We start from the raw sequence: 12,343 nt of genomic DNA, 5'->3' as shown, positions 1-12,343 counted from the left end.
GGACAATAAAAAAACTGACTACACATGGTAGTCAGTTTTTCATTCTTTATTAAATTTAACAAATACTGATTTAGCTGGTGGCTGTTCTCCTGCCTCAGGTTTGATCGTACGAAAGGCAAGTATCGCAGCAATCACCGCTGACCCTCCTAGAACTGCAACCATCCAAATTCTATCTTGTTCCATAAGCAAAGCAATTACCGGTGGTCCAGCTGCAACACCAATATAGCGTGCTGAGCTATAAATACACGTAATTGTCCCTCTTACACCCTTTGATATGCTCTCGGTTATCATAGCATCCAGACATGGTAAACCGACACCAATTCCTATTCCGCATATCAAAAATACAATTAACAAATATACAAATTGCTCTGAAAATTGAACTGCGATCACAGCTGCACCTGACACTAGAATGCCAAAGAAGGTAATCCATTTCATTTTCACTAAGTTATCTTTGATGATTTTACCTGTTATATAAGAAGAAAGGCATAATGCAGCCAGTGGACCTGCTAAATATATCCCTTTTTTAATACCTTTAATATCATAATTATCTTCTAAGATGCTCGATAGATAAAACAACACACCAAATAAAATAAACATTAAAATAATACCTATGGAAAATACTGCCGTTAACCATCCACCATGCTTATGGAATGCTTCTTTCGTGTTTTTCCAAAACGTTTTTAATGGTGGGCCTTTTTTATCATTCGGTGGTTTTTTAACTAATAGTAATACTAAAAGTGCAGAAATCAAACAAAAAATCGGGATCGAGAAAAAAGGTAAATACCATACAACCGCTGCTAATGCTGAGCCTAAAATTGGACTTAGCACTTTTCCAAACGTATTGGAAGTTTCGACGAGCCCTAATGTTGCACTAACATCTTTCTCTCTTCGAAACATATCACCTACTAAAGGTAATACAATCGGCGCAGTACCTGAAACTCCAATACCTTGAAGTATTCTTCCTATAAGGATCCACATAAATGGATCGTCCATTTTCCATGCTGCATACCCAGAAATAAAGCCTCCGATTCCTGCAAGTATTAAAGATGGGATAATTACGATTTTTCTTCCGAAACGGTCTGATAAAAAACCTGCTATAGGGATTAGAAATATTGCTACAAGCGAGTATACCGTTATTACATAACTTGATTGTAATTTAGATATATCCAATTCCTTCTCCAATAATGGAAGTACAGGTATTAACATTGAATTACCTAGCGTCATAATAAGAGGAATGCTAGCAAGTGAAACAATGGCCCACCTTTTTTCATGTATCTCATTTTGTTCTTTTTTTGTTTTAGTGTGTGCCAAGTGATACAGTCCTTTCCTTAAGCTATCCATAATATTTTCCTATTCTTTCTTATTTCATTCGAAATCAGCATATGTTTTATTTTCCAGTAAAGAAACCGCGCAACTTCAATATTAAAAAGCCCACCCATTTGGATGAGCTCCTAATGTTATGATTTAGTTACTACCGATAATTTTCTTCGTTATTTCAACAGTTCTTTGGGCTTGATGTTTCACAGCACCTTCAACATCTTCAATCATTTCATTTTTCTCATTAACGCTAACACTTACTCCATATGGATTACCACCAGCTGCGAATAAAATAGGGTCAGTATATCCAGGGGCAGCAATGATTGCACCCCAATGGAACATTGTCGTATAAAAGTTAAGTATTGTTGCTTCTTGCCCACCGTGAGGATTTTGTGCAGAAGCCATAGCACTTACAACTTTATTGACTGTTTTCCCTTGGGCCCATAACCCTCCTGCCGTATCCAAAAACTGCTTAATTTGTGCGGGAACATTTCCAAAGCGTGTTGGAATACTGAAAATATATCCATCTGCCCATTCTAAATCATCTAATGTAGCTTCCGGCACATCCTTTGTAGCCTCCATATGTGCTTTCCAACTAGGATTCTGGGCAATTGCTTCTGGTGGTGCTAACTCTTTTATTTTTCGTACTCGTACTTCTGCACCTGCTTCCTTTGCAGCATCCTCAGCCCACTGAGAAAGTTTATAATTTGTCCCCGTAGAGCTATAGTAAAAAATCGCCAATTTGACCATTCGTCATCTCTCCTTTTACGTTCTTATTATTAGTCTTTCTTTATCTTTCATACAGACAAAACAACACTTTATATTATTTCCTACGAGGTGATGCAATATCATAATTTCTTTGTACGGCTATCCACATATAGTTTGATCCAACTGTATGTGGATAACAATAAAAAACAATATTATGAAATTGACTAAGGCGTGTATGTAATACTGTAATCCAGTGTAATATTAAGTGTAATAATTTTTGAGATGTTGATATAAGGAAACTTCGTTGCAACTTCTCAATACATATTCCTTTATGACCATTTTTTTCTCTAGACCCACATAAGATTAATCTGATAGACTAAGGAATGCTTAAGGAAGCGATGAAGTGGAGGCAATGAAATGGAGCAATATGAAAACCTTCAAAAGGGTGAAAAAGGAGCTTGGATAAGTATTTCAGCTTACCTTATACTGGCTCTTACCAAACTTATAATTGCTTATTTTGGTGATTCTGCAGCATTACGTGCCGATGGTTTAAATAATACAACAGATGTGGTCGCATCTGTTGCGGTCCTAGTTGGATTACGCATTTCCCGTAAACCACCTGACGATGATCATCACTACGGACATTTTCGTGCTGAAACAATTGCTTCTTTGATTGCAGCGTTCATTATGGTGACAGTTGGATTTCAAGTTATTTTCGGTACCGTACGTTCTTTATTTCTTCATGAGTCGATTTCAAATCCTAGTTGGCTTACTGCTTGGACGGCTCTTGGTGCTGCGATTGTCATGTTATTCGTGTATCACTATAACAAACAACTTGCAAAACAAATAAAAAGTTCTTCACTGCATGCGGCAGCACAAGATAATAAGTCTGATGCGCTAGTGAGTATGGGAGCATTTATTGGAATCGTTGGCAGTCAATTTGGTCTTTATTGGTTAGATCCTATTGCTGCACTTGCAGTAGGACTCATTATATGTAAAACTGCATGGGAAATTTTCCGTGATGCCACACACACCTTAACAGACGGATTTGATGAATCGAAACTAACAATTATTAAGGATAGTATTGCAAAAGATCCAGAAGTTGAAGAAGTGAAAGATGTAAAAGGACGCATTCATGGTAATCAAACGCTTATCGAAGCGACGATCTATGTTGATCCCGAGCTTACGGTTGCGCAAAGTCATAAAATTACCGATCGAATTGAGCACATTTTGGATGAAAAACATGATATCCCTCATGCACACATTCATATTGAACCTTTTCCTGAGGAAATAGAAAATAAGTAAAAAAAGAGCACTGGGGGTTACCCAGGCTCACGTTTTACTCATTATTTGCTAGTGGCTTACGAAAACGCTCTAGCAAATTATCTATTTCTTTCCAACCATAAGCAGTTTCTTGATAAGTTCCTTTTCCAATGGTAGTCTGTTCTTGGTCAATTTTCTCCGCACCAAAGTCGATGTAGAAACGGTTAGATGGATTTTGTGTTAGTACCCAAACAAGAATTGATGAATGCCCAAGATTCTTCATTTCTTTTGCAAATGCCTCGAGCATCATTGTACCTAGGCCCATGCGTTGATATTGTTTATATAAGTAAACAGCATAAATTTCCCCATCGAATCCAAACCGTTTTGTTCTTTCTTGTCCTCCCGAAATAAAGCCAACTATTTTGCCATCTTCTTGTTCAACTACTAAAGCAATTTGTCCGATATTCGGCATTTTTAATATTGTTTCCCATAAGGTTCTACGATGTTCAAAGGTAATATTCGAAAGATCTCTCTCGTTAATAAATTCTGAATAGGTCGATTTCCAACTTTCCACATGGACTTCTGCTATACTTTCTGCATCATCAAGCTTAGCTTTTCGTATGTGAAACATTTTACCCCTCCCTATCTACTATGATTTTATAAGGTAAGTATATAGACTGTTGCAATCGCTCCAATAACAACGAGGATTACATTTATATTTAGAAGTGCTAGACCAATTGCCACAATTCCAGCAATTATTGCGATATGTGGTTTGTCGGGGGTGACTGAGATGATCCCTGGGAAAATTAACGCGCCCAAAGCAGCATATGGAATTGCATTTAACCAGCGATTAACCCAATTAGGAAATACGATTTTATCAACGATATACGCAGGAACCATCCTTGGAAGCATTGTAACAATCGCCATTCCTATAATAATTACATAAATCATGCTCGTTTATCCCCTTCCCACAAGAACACACCACTTAATCCACCGATGATCGTTCCAAGAACGATTGCCCAGCCTTCGCTGACAAAAGGGATAAGTTGCAAATGATAATTGACTAACATCGCAAGAATGGCAATTAATCCTACCTTAAGTTCTTTTTTTACAGAAGGTACTAATAAACCTATGAACATAGCAAATAATGCAATTCCCATGCTTTGACTCAACCTTGCTGGAATGATTTCCCCTAGTACTCCACCTAAAAACGATCCAAATATCCAAGAAAGATATGCAGTTATCATCATCGCTGCATAGAAGTACATGCCATTTTCCTGTTTCGACTCTTCTGTATGTAAAGAGGCAACGGAAAAGGACTCATCTGTCAATCCAAATGAAAGAGGGACCTTCCATTCTAATCCTAATCCCCTTAAACGATTCATGAATGATAAACTCATAACAAAGTGACGGAAATTCAATACAAATGTAGTAACAATAATCTCGATCGCACCTGTCCCTACGGCGATCATACCTGCACCAACTAATTGACTTGCTCCGGCATATACTAATACACTCATTAATGTTATTTCTGCGACTGACATACCTGCTTGTTTAGCCAATACACCAAAAGTTAGTGCAATAGGAATATAGCCAAGTGTGATTGGTAGACCTTTCGTAATACCTCTTTGAATCATAATTGTTTTTGAATTTATTTTATCCGTGTTAGGCAATGCTCTTGTTGCCATTTTCTTCCTCTCACCCTTTTCCCAAAAAATAGTAAGCTAATTATAACGAATATTCATGTAATTCGAAAGGGTAAAAGTATTGCTGCGTATGATAGTAATGGGGAATGGGGATGAAAGGACATGAGCAGTTCACTAAGAACTGCGCAGCATACATATAGAACTATTCATCATCTTGATCTGTTAGGATCAATGGGCCATTCTTTGTAATCACAATTGTATGCTCAAATTGAGCAGACCTACTGCCGTCAATTGTTCTAGCTGTCCAATTATTCATGTCCATCTTGCTTTGCCAAGCACCTTCATTAATCATCGGCTCAATTGTAACAACCATTCCTTCTTTTAACCGTAATCCCTTGCCTGCTTCACCATAGTGTGGAATGTGTGGTTTTTCGTGTATACTAGGACCGATTCCGTGTCCAGTAAAATCCCTTACTACAGAATACCCCTCTGATTCAGCATATGTTTGTATGGCATGGCCAATGTCACCAATTCTATTACCTACTTGTGCCTGCTCAATTCCCTTATATAATGATGTTTTTGTTACATCTAGTAAACGTTGCGTCTTTTCATCTGCATCTCCAACAACATACGTCCATGCAGAATCAGCTAGACCTCCATTTAAATTCACAACCATATCAATGGTTACGATATCACCAGCTTGTAATTTCTCATCTCTCGGAAAACCATGACAGATCTCATCATTAACTGATGCACATGTCGCATATTTGTATCCATTATATCCCTTCTGCTCAGGTATAGCACCATGCTCAGCCAAAAAATTTTCAACGAATTGATCTATTTCTGTTGTCGTTATTCCTGGTTTCATTAATTTAGCAATTTCTTTATGACAAGAAGCTAAAAGCGTTCCCGCTTCTTTCATCATAGTAATTTCTCGCGTGCTTTTTCTCGTTATCATGCAATTCGTCCTTTCTATCTATGTAAAAATTAAACGGATATTTTTATACCGTATTAAATTTTACCATATATCGAATTACCTCGTCGTACAATAAGTTTACTTTAATTAATTTCTCTTCTATCAAGAATAGATAATATTATTTTAACACAATTAGAGCAGAGGGATTATAACCCTCTACTCCAATGCTAAAATTATTAATAACCATAGCCACCATAACCATTACCATATCCAGTTCCACCACCATAGCCACCTCCAAGCCAAGAGGAGCCAACAATGATTAACAAGATAAATAATACCACGATCAAAGCAAAACCAGATCCATAACCTGCTACCACTTCTTCACTCATTTTTAATATCCCTCCGTTTCCATTTTAGATTTTATTATCAAATGTAAACGTCTGTTAATTAGTCTTTAAAATGACAGAAAGCTCTATAATAGAGCTTTCTGTCATACTTACTCACTTGTTTTAACTATTAGTATGCTCCGCCATAACCCCATGAAGCACCAATAATAATCAACAAAATGAACAGAACTACAATTAGCGCAAAGCCGCCACCATATCCATATCCTGCACTCATCTGTAAAGACCTCCTTTATTAAGATTCACTTATACAATATGCCTGAAAATAAATAATGGAATGGCATTTGTTAAAAATGGGTTTCTGCCCTATTTCCATCTGTTAAGGCATTTTAAAAGGCAGGTACCACTCGTGTGGTGTCTCTGCCTTTTCATCATTTATCTACACTAAATTAGTAGCCTACGCCGCCGAAGCCCCAAGAAGCTCCTACGATTATTAGTAGGATAAACAATACAACAATTAGCGCAAAGCCGGAACCTGCTCCATAACCATATCCTGCACTCATCTACTAATCCCTCCTTTTCTGGATTCACTATAGACTATGTAGATACTCGGTTATTGGAATGGCAAATTTGTAAAATAGGTGTTTGACCTAGATAGCTTTTATGGATGAGTTTATTATAATAATTCTTTTACGCTATATATCTCTCCATTAATTATTTTGGCTTGATCAACGAGGAGCTCCACTAGTGTTTTTGCGACGACTTCCGTATCCCTCAAGCTATTATCTTGTTGGTATTGTTGAAACGTGGCAACATCTTTAAATGCTTCTGCACTCGATGCACGAATGCTTCCTTGCATATCTGTATCCATAATACTCGGATCAAATAAAATCACTTTGTTGAGTGTCCCAGCATCTGCTTGCTCTAAAGCTACTGTTTCCGTAAAACGATTTATCCCTGCTTTTGTACTGCAGTAAGCACTCCATCCTGAAACAGAACGCCCAGCTGCACCAGATGTAACATTAACTACTATTAAATCGATTTTAGATTCTGTAGCTTTTTCAACAAAAAGATTCGTTGTAATCATCGGAGCCGTCAAATTAACAGCTACATGCTCCGTTAATTCTGAAATTTGATAGCTTCCAGCCGTGTTTATTGGGTCAACCATTGCAGCATTATTAATGAGCATAACCTCGGTACTAGCTCCAAATACTTGCTCTCGCAGCAAATGAAATACTTCTTCCACTTGCTGCAAATTAGATAGATCACATGCAATATATCGATAAGAAACTTGATGGCGCTCTGCCAATGTTTCTAGTTCTGCGTTTTCCGTCCTAGCAATACCAATAACACTGATCCCTTGCTCAATCAATAGCTTAGCAATCGATGCCCCTAATCCTTTAGAAACACCTGTAATCACGGCAGTTTTCATATAATTCACTCCTCTTATAAATAATCATGTAATTGCTTATAAATGTCGACAATCTCTGTAAGCTTCATCCGTACTAACCCACTAGAAGAAGGTGCCACAAAATCTACTACCTCACTAATAACTGGACTCTCTTGCTTTCCCCACGGTATTTTTTTAGACTTACTATATTGCTGGTAAACACCTTTTCCAACAAAGCATACGATCTTTGGCTTATATTTATGAATTTTTGCATGAAGCTCATCTCTACCTTGCTCGTATTCTTCTTTCGTAATATCCGCCGTTGGTCGCGCAACAATATTAGTAAGTCCATAACCAAATGCTATTAGTTCCTGATCTTGTTCAGTGCTAAATTTTGTTGGCGTTAGATCAGCCTCATATAAAATCGTCCAAAATCGGTTGTTGGGGTTAGCATAATGATGTCCTGTTTCTGCTGAGCGAATACTCGGATTAAAACCAACAAATAAAAGGTTTAAGTTTTCAGTCAGATGATCTGGAATAGGCTTTAGCATAAAAAAGCTCCTTTCTTGATTAGATTTTAGCACTTTTTCACTAACTTTTATAAGGTATAGCTTACTTCATTTTTTTAACAAAGGCTGTTTTCTAAACGATTGTTGTTAATACGCATAATAGCTAAACTCCATCGTAACTTGGAGAGTGCTTGCACCGCTCCGGAAATCCACTTCTAACGGAATTTCTCCTTACGTTGGGTGATCGGAGCTCCAGGCAGTCGATCCTCGAAAATGAAAACCGCATTTTCTTCGTGCGGTGTAATTCGGGGATGTTAATTCAAGGTCCTGCGGGACAGCACGAGCTGAAGATCCACTCAGAAGCGCACTTTGGGCCTGCGGTTACTCGGCCCACCGAAAACATTTGCTTCTGAGTTAGCTGAAGCCGTGCCCACGGAAATCACGAGCACTACGTTACGACGGATTTTACTTCAAATATGTCATAAAAAGCAACAAACTCTAAGAAATGAGCTTTAACAAAAGAAAAACACCTTGCGATAAGGTGTCTAAATAGTCGTTATTCACTTGATTCTGTGATATTAAAAAACATTGGATCATTCTTTTTTTGTTTTACTTCTTCTGATTTTCCTTTTTTCGTATCTTTGCCCATTTCACCATCGGATTCATAGCTTTTGCGATACGATATGTTATCTTTTTTACTCATAAGCAATGCCTCCTTTTTTGTAGATTGTCCGAACAACGATCATATATTCAACTGTTAGAGTGATGCACCAGCACTTAAGGTCTTAACACTACTTTAATACAGTTATCTTCTCTTTTGTTAAAGATTTTATAACCATGTGCTGCATCATCCAAATGCATTTCATGGGTAATAATCTCTGTTGGATCAATCTCCCCGTTCACAATCTGGTTATAAATGGGTTCCATAAAAGAGCGAGCATGAGCTTGTCCCATTTTGATATTTATATTTCTTGAGAAAAAGGCTCCTAAAGGAAACATATTATATAGTCCACCATAGACACCTGTTATTTGATATGTTCCACATTTACGAACAGCCTTCGTTGCGATTTGAATTGGCCCAATTGTACCACCTTGTAATTTCAACTTTTGTTCGACAAATTCAAGAGGTGACTTTTTCCCATCCATACCAACACAATCAATCACAACATCTGCTCCACCTTTTGTCTCTTCTTTTAATACCTCTCCCATATCATCATATTGCGTAAAATCATATATATCGGTTTTATTGATTTTTTTTGAATGGTTTAATCTATACGACAAGTAATCTACTGCGATCACTCGTTTTGCACCAGCTTGCCAAGCAAACTTTTGTGCCATTAATCCAATCGGCCCACAACCAAGCACGATGACGGTATCCCCTTTTTTCACACCAGCATTTTCTACACTCCAATAAGCAGTTGGTAACACGTCAGATAAGAACAATAACGAATTGTCCTCCAATTCACAGCTTTCAGGAATTTTGAAAGGTGTATAATTACCATATGGGACCTTTAAGTATTCTGCTTGTCCACCTGGATGGTTGCCGAATTTTTCAGAATAGCCAAAGTATCCACCTGAATCATAATGTGGATTAGCGTGATCACACTGACTCTCCAAATGTGCATTACAATATTGACAAGTTCCGCATGCGACTGTAAAAGGAATGACTACACGGTCGCCTTTTTTTACCTTTGTAACATCAGGTCCGACTTCCTCCACAATACCCATCGGTTCATGGCCAATGCTGTAACCAATCGGTAACGGAAAATTACCTTGGTATAAATGCAAATCAGATCCACATATTGCTGTAGAAGTTATGCGTACAATAACGTCTTCACTATCCTCAATTTTCGGATATTCCTTTTTTGTAACAGCAACCTCATATTTGCCTTGATAGGTGACGGCCTTCATAGAGTTATTCCTTCTTTCTCATAAGTATTGTCAATACCTATCGTTGCTTCGTTTTGCAATATTATGTATAAATTGTAGAAGGTTAACCGATATAATTGCTAAAGAAAAAACAACACCAGCCTCGAATTAACGATTGTTGGTGTTGTTAGGCTTAACTGCATCTACGATTAAAGAAGCAAATTGTAGCGTATCTCCTTGGTTTCTTGGATCAATTTTTTTAGAACGGAAAATGACCCCGTCCTCCTTTTTCCACTCAGTGAAATAAAAATCACCTTTTTCATCACAGTATTCTAAAAGCATAATTTCAAATCCTGCTGTTTGCAGACATGCCGTTAACGTTTTGTAATTGTATACCATTTTGTGACTCGCACAAGGATGATCCTTGGGGCCTGGACCACCTACTTGAACCATATGCTGATAATCAGTATCTTTAAAGAAACCATCTGGAACTGCACATCGAAAGTGCCCTCCTGGACGAAGGAAGTCATAGCAAATCTTTGCCGCCTGAATTCCTTCTTCCCAACTCAAATGCTCCCATACATGCTCAGCTAAAATCGCTGCTATAGTATTCTTTTTATACGTTCGCTCCCATGTTCTACGATTAACTAAATCTATCTCATTCTCTTGGGTATGGGTCCAACCGGGATTATTATTATAGTGTCCTGCACCTATCACTAATTTAATATTATTCATCGGAAAATCTCCTTTATATTCTATTAAATTAAATAGTTGTATAAAAAACCTACAGCTAGAAATTTAGCTGTAGGTTTACATAAGGATTTATTGCAGTGATTCATTTATTGCATTTACAAAAGCTTCGATAATGTCCGTTGCATCTTCAATTCCTACAGAGATACGAACAAGACCTTCTGTAATTCCTAATTTATCCTGAGCTTCTTTAGGAAGTGCACGATGCGATGTAGTTAAAGGATAAGAAACGGTTGTTTCTACACCGGCCAAGGTTGGAATTATTTTCACCCAAGATAGGGATTTAAAAAACGTTTTAACGTCACATAATCCCGTGATATCAACAGAAACAATCGCACCATTTCCTTTTTCTGACACATATGCAGGATAATATACTTTAGCTACACCAGGATGACTGCGTAATGCATCAGCTAATGCTTGTGCATTTTTTACATGTCTTTCCATCCGAACACTTAACGTTTTAATTCCTCTACATGTTAACCAAGCATCAAAAGGACTTAGATTAGTACCAAAATTAGTCACCTTTACTTTAGCTTTTTGTATTAACGCTTCATTCCCTACTAATACACCAGAAGTTACGTCACTATGCCCTCCAAGATATTTGGTCGCACTATGAACAACTAGGTCAACACCTTGCTCATATGGCACACAAATATAGGGTGTAGCAAAGGTATTATCAATCATAGAATAGAGCTGATGTTTCTTAGCAATGGTAACTACCTGATCGATATCTTCAACACGTAACAACGGATTTGTTACAGATTCTGAATAGATTAACTTCGTGTTTGGTTTAATCGCATTTTCAATTTCATCTGTATTACTAAAATCAACAAACGAAACTTCAATATTAAAGTCTGTCAGTTCATTCGCTAATAATTGATAAGTGCCACCATAAATATCTATAGAAGCGACAATATGCTCTCCTGATTTAACGGTAGCTAAGACACCTGCTAAAATTGCGGAAGTACCCGATGAAGTTGCCACACCAGCATGAGCACCTTCTAGCTGTGCCACAGCTTGTCCAAGCTCATCTGTATTTGGATTGCCAACTCGCGTATATAAATAATCTTTTTTTCCTTGGTAGAAGTTCTCTAAATCTTCAAGATCGTTAAATTTAAATGCCGATGTTTGGTAGATAGGCGTTACTTTACTATCAACATTTTTTGTATCTTTATTAGAGAGATGAACAGTTTTTGTATCAAAATTCTTTTTCATGCGTTATCCCCTTAATCTTTATATGTATTTATATTTACTTTAACTCAGACGCTCCTAAAAGCCAATTATTTTTACTTGTTTAGCTGAATTTGAAACTTAATTATCATGTTTACCATAAGAATATTATATATTATATTAGAAACTATGGGATGATATTTTAATGACCAGCAGTAAGTTCTATTTATTACTCTTCTATAGGATTGTCTTTCTATTATGGTTTGTAAACTTTCAAGATATTCTATTCAATTATTCATCTTTTTACTAGAATTGGATACAAGAATTAAACCCTCAGGACTACCTTCTCTTCCATATTGGTTTACTTATATTATAGTTATTGTAGCTTTATTTAATGATCGTCTTCAGTTTAATACAAAAGAACCGACCAAAAATTAAATTCTTGGTCGGTTCTTTATTCT

At 37.1% G+C, this 12,343-nt stretch carries 15 protein-coding genes and 1 pseudogene; 1 reads left to right on the top strand and 15 read right to left on the bottom strand.

What is annotated here, in order from left to right; translation table 11 throughout:
* Positions 1–39: 39 nt before the first annotated feature.
* Both ACI6MV_RS24015 and wrbA read right to left on the bottom strand, forming a co-directional pair.
* The gene (locus ACI6MV_RS24015; protein ID WP_407272848.1) at positions 40–1,341 is read right to left on the bottom strand and encodes an MFS transporter; all 1,302 of its coding nucleotides are present in this window, start codon (positions 1,339–1,341) and stop codon (positions 40–42) included.
* 123 nt (positions 1,342–1,464) lie between these two features.
* Positions 1,465–2,067, bottom strand: coding sequence for an NAD(P)H:quinone oxidoreductase (gene wrbA / locus ACI6MV_RS24010; RefSeq protein ID WP_407272847.1), 603 nt, complete (start codon positions 2,065–2,067; stop codon positions 1,465–1,467).
* Between the two features lie 375 nt (positions 2,068–2,442).
* Between wrbA and ACI6MV_RS24005 the strand changes: the two genes are divergently transcribed.
* Positions 2,443–3,330: a cation diffusion facilitator family transporter gene (locus ACI6MV_RS24005; protein ID WP_407272846.1), complete on the top strand. Its 888-nt coding sequence runs from the start codon at positions 2,443–2,445 to the stop codon at positions 3,328–3,330.
* 34 nt (positions 3,331–3,364) lie between these two features.
* On the opposite strand, the gene ACI6MV_RS24000 is transcribed toward ACI6MV_RS24005, so the two are convergent.
* The 13 genes and pseudogenes from ACI6MV_RS24000 to ACI6MV_RS23940 all read right to left on the bottom strand — a co-directional run bounded on the left by ACI6MV_RS24000 (position 3,365) and on the right by ACI6MV_RS23940 (position 11,927).
* On the bottom strand, positions 3,365–3,919 hold the full coding sequence (locus ACI6MV_RS24000; RefSeq protein ID WP_407272845.1) for a GNAT family N-acetyltransferase: 555 nt from the start codon (positions 3,917–3,919) through the stop codon (positions 3,365–3,367).
* 26 nt (positions 3,920–3,945) lie between these two features.
* Positions 3,946–4,239 carry an AzlD domain-containing protein gene (locus ACI6MV_RS23995; RefSeq protein ID WP_407272844.1) on the bottom strand — a complete coding sequence of 98 codons (294 nt, stop codon included), beginning with the start codon at positions 4,237–4,239 and terminating at the stop codon, positions 3,946–3,948.
* Positions 4,236–4,976 carry an AzlC family ABC transporter permease gene (locus tag ACI6MV_RS23990; RefSeq protein WP_407272843.1) on the bottom strand — a complete coding sequence of 247 codons (741 nt, stop codon included), beginning with the start codon at positions 4,974–4,976 and terminating at the stop codon, positions 4,236–4,238. The genes ACI6MV_RS23995 and ACI6MV_RS23990 overlap by 4 nt, the downstream gene beginning before the upstream one ends.
* A 160-nt stretch (positions 4,977–5,136) precedes the next feature.
* A complete protein-coding gene (gene map, locus ACI6MV_RS23985) occupies positions 5,137–5,892 on the bottom strand; it encodes a type I methionyl aminopeptidase (RefSeq protein ID WP_407272842.1) in 756 nt (251 codons plus the stop codon).
* Between the two features lie 248 nt (positions 5,893–6,140).
* Positions 6,141–6,239 (bottom strand): annotated as a pseudogene (locus ACI6MV_RS23980) (YjcZ family sporulation protein); the annotation flags it as partial.
* Positions 6,240–6,366: 127 nt separating this feature from the next.
* Positions 6,367–6,471 carry a YjcZ family sporulation protein gene (locus ACI6MV_RS23975; RefSeq protein WP_407272841.1) on the bottom strand — a complete coding sequence of 35 codons (105 nt, stop codon included), beginning with the start codon at positions 6,469–6,471 and terminating at the stop codon, positions 6,367–6,369.
* A 172-nt stretch (positions 6,472–6,643) separates the two neighbouring features.
* Positions 6,644–6,757 carry a YjcZ family sporulation protein gene (locus ACI6MV_RS23970; RefSeq protein WP_407272840.1) on the bottom strand — a complete coding sequence of 38 codons (114 nt, stop codon included), beginning with the start codon at positions 6,755–6,757 and terminating at the stop codon, positions 6,644–6,646.
* Between the two features lie 113 nt (positions 6,758–6,870).
* On the bottom strand, positions 6,871–7,626 hold the full coding sequence (locus ACI6MV_RS23965) for a (S)-benzoin forming benzil reductase (protein WP_407272839.1): 756 nt from the start codon (positions 7,624–7,626) through the stop codon (positions 6,871–6,873).
* A 14-nt stretch (positions 7,627–7,640) separates the two neighbouring features.
* The gene (locus ACI6MV_RS23960) at positions 7,641–8,135 is read right to left on the bottom strand and encodes a mismatch-specific DNA-glycosylase (protein WP_407272838.1); all 495 of its coding nucleotides are present in this window, start codon (positions 8,133–8,135) and stop codon (positions 7,641–7,643) included.
* A 514-nt stretch (positions 8,136–8,649) separates the two neighbouring features.
* Positions 8,650–8,796: a hypothetical protein gene (locus tag ACI6MV_RS23955; RefSeq protein ID WP_407272837.1), complete on the bottom strand. Its 147-nt coding sequence runs from the start codon at positions 8,794–8,796 to the stop codon at positions 8,650–8,652.
* A 74-nt stretch (positions 8,797–8,870) separates the two neighbouring features.
* Complete coding sequence (locus ACI6MV_RS23950; protein ID WP_407272836.1) at positions 8,871–10,004, bottom strand: zinc-dependent alcohol dehydrogenase; 1,134 nt, start codon at positions 10,002–10,004, stop codon at positions 8,871–8,873.
* A 126-nt stretch (positions 10,005–10,130) separates the two neighbouring features.
* Positions 10,131–10,697, bottom strand: coding sequence for a class I SAM-dependent methyltransferase (locus ACI6MV_RS23945; protein ID WP_407272835.1), 567 nt, complete (start codon positions 10,695–10,697; stop codon positions 10,131–10,133).
* Between the two features lie 87 nt (positions 10,698–10,784).
* Positions 10,785–11,927 carry a trans-sulfuration enzyme family protein gene (locus ACI6MV_RS23940; RefSeq protein WP_407272834.1) on the bottom strand — a complete coding sequence of 381 codons (1,143 nt, stop codon included), beginning with the start codon at positions 11,925–11,927 and terminating at the stop codon, positions 10,785–10,787.
* Between the last annotated feature and the right edge of the window lie 416 nt (positions 11,928–12,343).

It is taken from the genome of Radiobacillus sp. PE A8.2, assembly GCF_045635475.1.
Classification (GTDB): Bacteria; Bacillota; Bacilli; order Bacillales; family Amphibacillaceae; genus JBJGXI01.
Note: the sequence above shows the minus strand (reverse complement) of the source record. Positions and strands in the feature narration are given on the sequence as shown.

What these genes read in the sequence shown, in the direction of transcription:
- ACI6MV_RS24005 (WP_407272846.1), top strand. Translation starts at nt 2,443, where the DNA reads ATGGAGCAATATGAAAACCTTCAAAAGGGTGAAAAAGGAGCTTGGATA.
- ACI6MV_RS23940 (WP_407272834.1), bottom strand. Translation starts at nt 11,927, where the DNA reads ATGAAAAAGAATTTTGATACAAAAACTGTTCATCTCTCTAATAAAGAT.
- ACI6MV_RS23995 (WP_407272844.1), bottom strand. Translation starts at nt 4,239, where the DNA reads ATGATTTATGTAATTATTATAGGAATGGCGATTGTTACAATGCTTCCA.
- ACI6MV_RS23945 (WP_407272835.1), bottom strand. Translation starts at nt 10,697, where the DNA reads ATGAATAATATTAAATTAGTGATAGGTGCAGGACACTATAATAATAAT.
- ACI6MV_RS24015 (WP_407272848.1), bottom strand. Translation starts at nt 1,341, where the DNA reads ATGGATAGCTTAAGGAAAGGACTGTATCACTTGGCACACACTAAAACA.
- ACI6MV_RS23955 (WP_407272837.1), bottom strand. Translation starts at nt 8,796, where the DNA reads ATGAGTAAAAAAGATAACATATCGTATCGCAAAAGCTATGAATCCGAT.
- ACI6MV_RS24000 (WP_407272845.1), bottom strand. Translation starts at nt 3,919, where the DNA reads ATGTTTCACATACGAAAAGCTAAGCTTGATGATGCAGAAAGTATAGCA.
- ACI6MV_RS23965 (WP_407272839.1), bottom strand. Translation starts at nt 7,626, where the DNA reads ATGAAAACTGCCGTGATTACAGGTGTTTCTAAAGGATTAGGGGCATCG.
- map (WP_407272842.1), bottom strand. Translation starts at nt 5,892, where the DNA reads ATGATAACGAGAAAAAGCACGCGAGAAATTACTATGATGAAAGAAGCG.
- ACI6MV_RS23990 (WP_407272843.1), bottom strand. Translation starts at nt 4,976, where the DNA reads ATGGCAACAAGAGCATTGCCTAACACGGATAAAATAAATTCAAAAACA.
- ACI6MV_RS23950 (WP_407272836.1), bottom strand. Translation starts at nt 10,004, where the DNA reads ATGAAGGCCGTCACCTATCAAGGCAAATATGAGGTTGCTGTTACAAAA.
- ACI6MV_RS23960 (WP_407272838.1), bottom strand. Translation starts at nt 8,135, where the DNA reads ATGCTAAAGCCTATTCCAGATCATCTGACTGAAAACTTAAACCTTTTA.
- wrbA (WP_407272847.1), bottom strand. Translation starts at nt 2,067, where the DNA reads ATGGTCAAATTGGCGATTTTTTACTATAGCTCTACGGGGACAAATTAT.
- ACI6MV_RS23970 (WP_407272840.1), bottom strand. Translation starts at nt 6,757, where the DNA reads ATGAGTGCAGGATATGGTTATGGAGCAGGTTCCGGCTTTGCGCTAATT.
- ACI6MV_RS23975 (WP_407272841.1), bottom strand. Translation starts at nt 6,471, where the DNA reads ATGAGTGCAGGATATGGATATGGTGGCGGCTTTGCGCTAATTGTAGTT.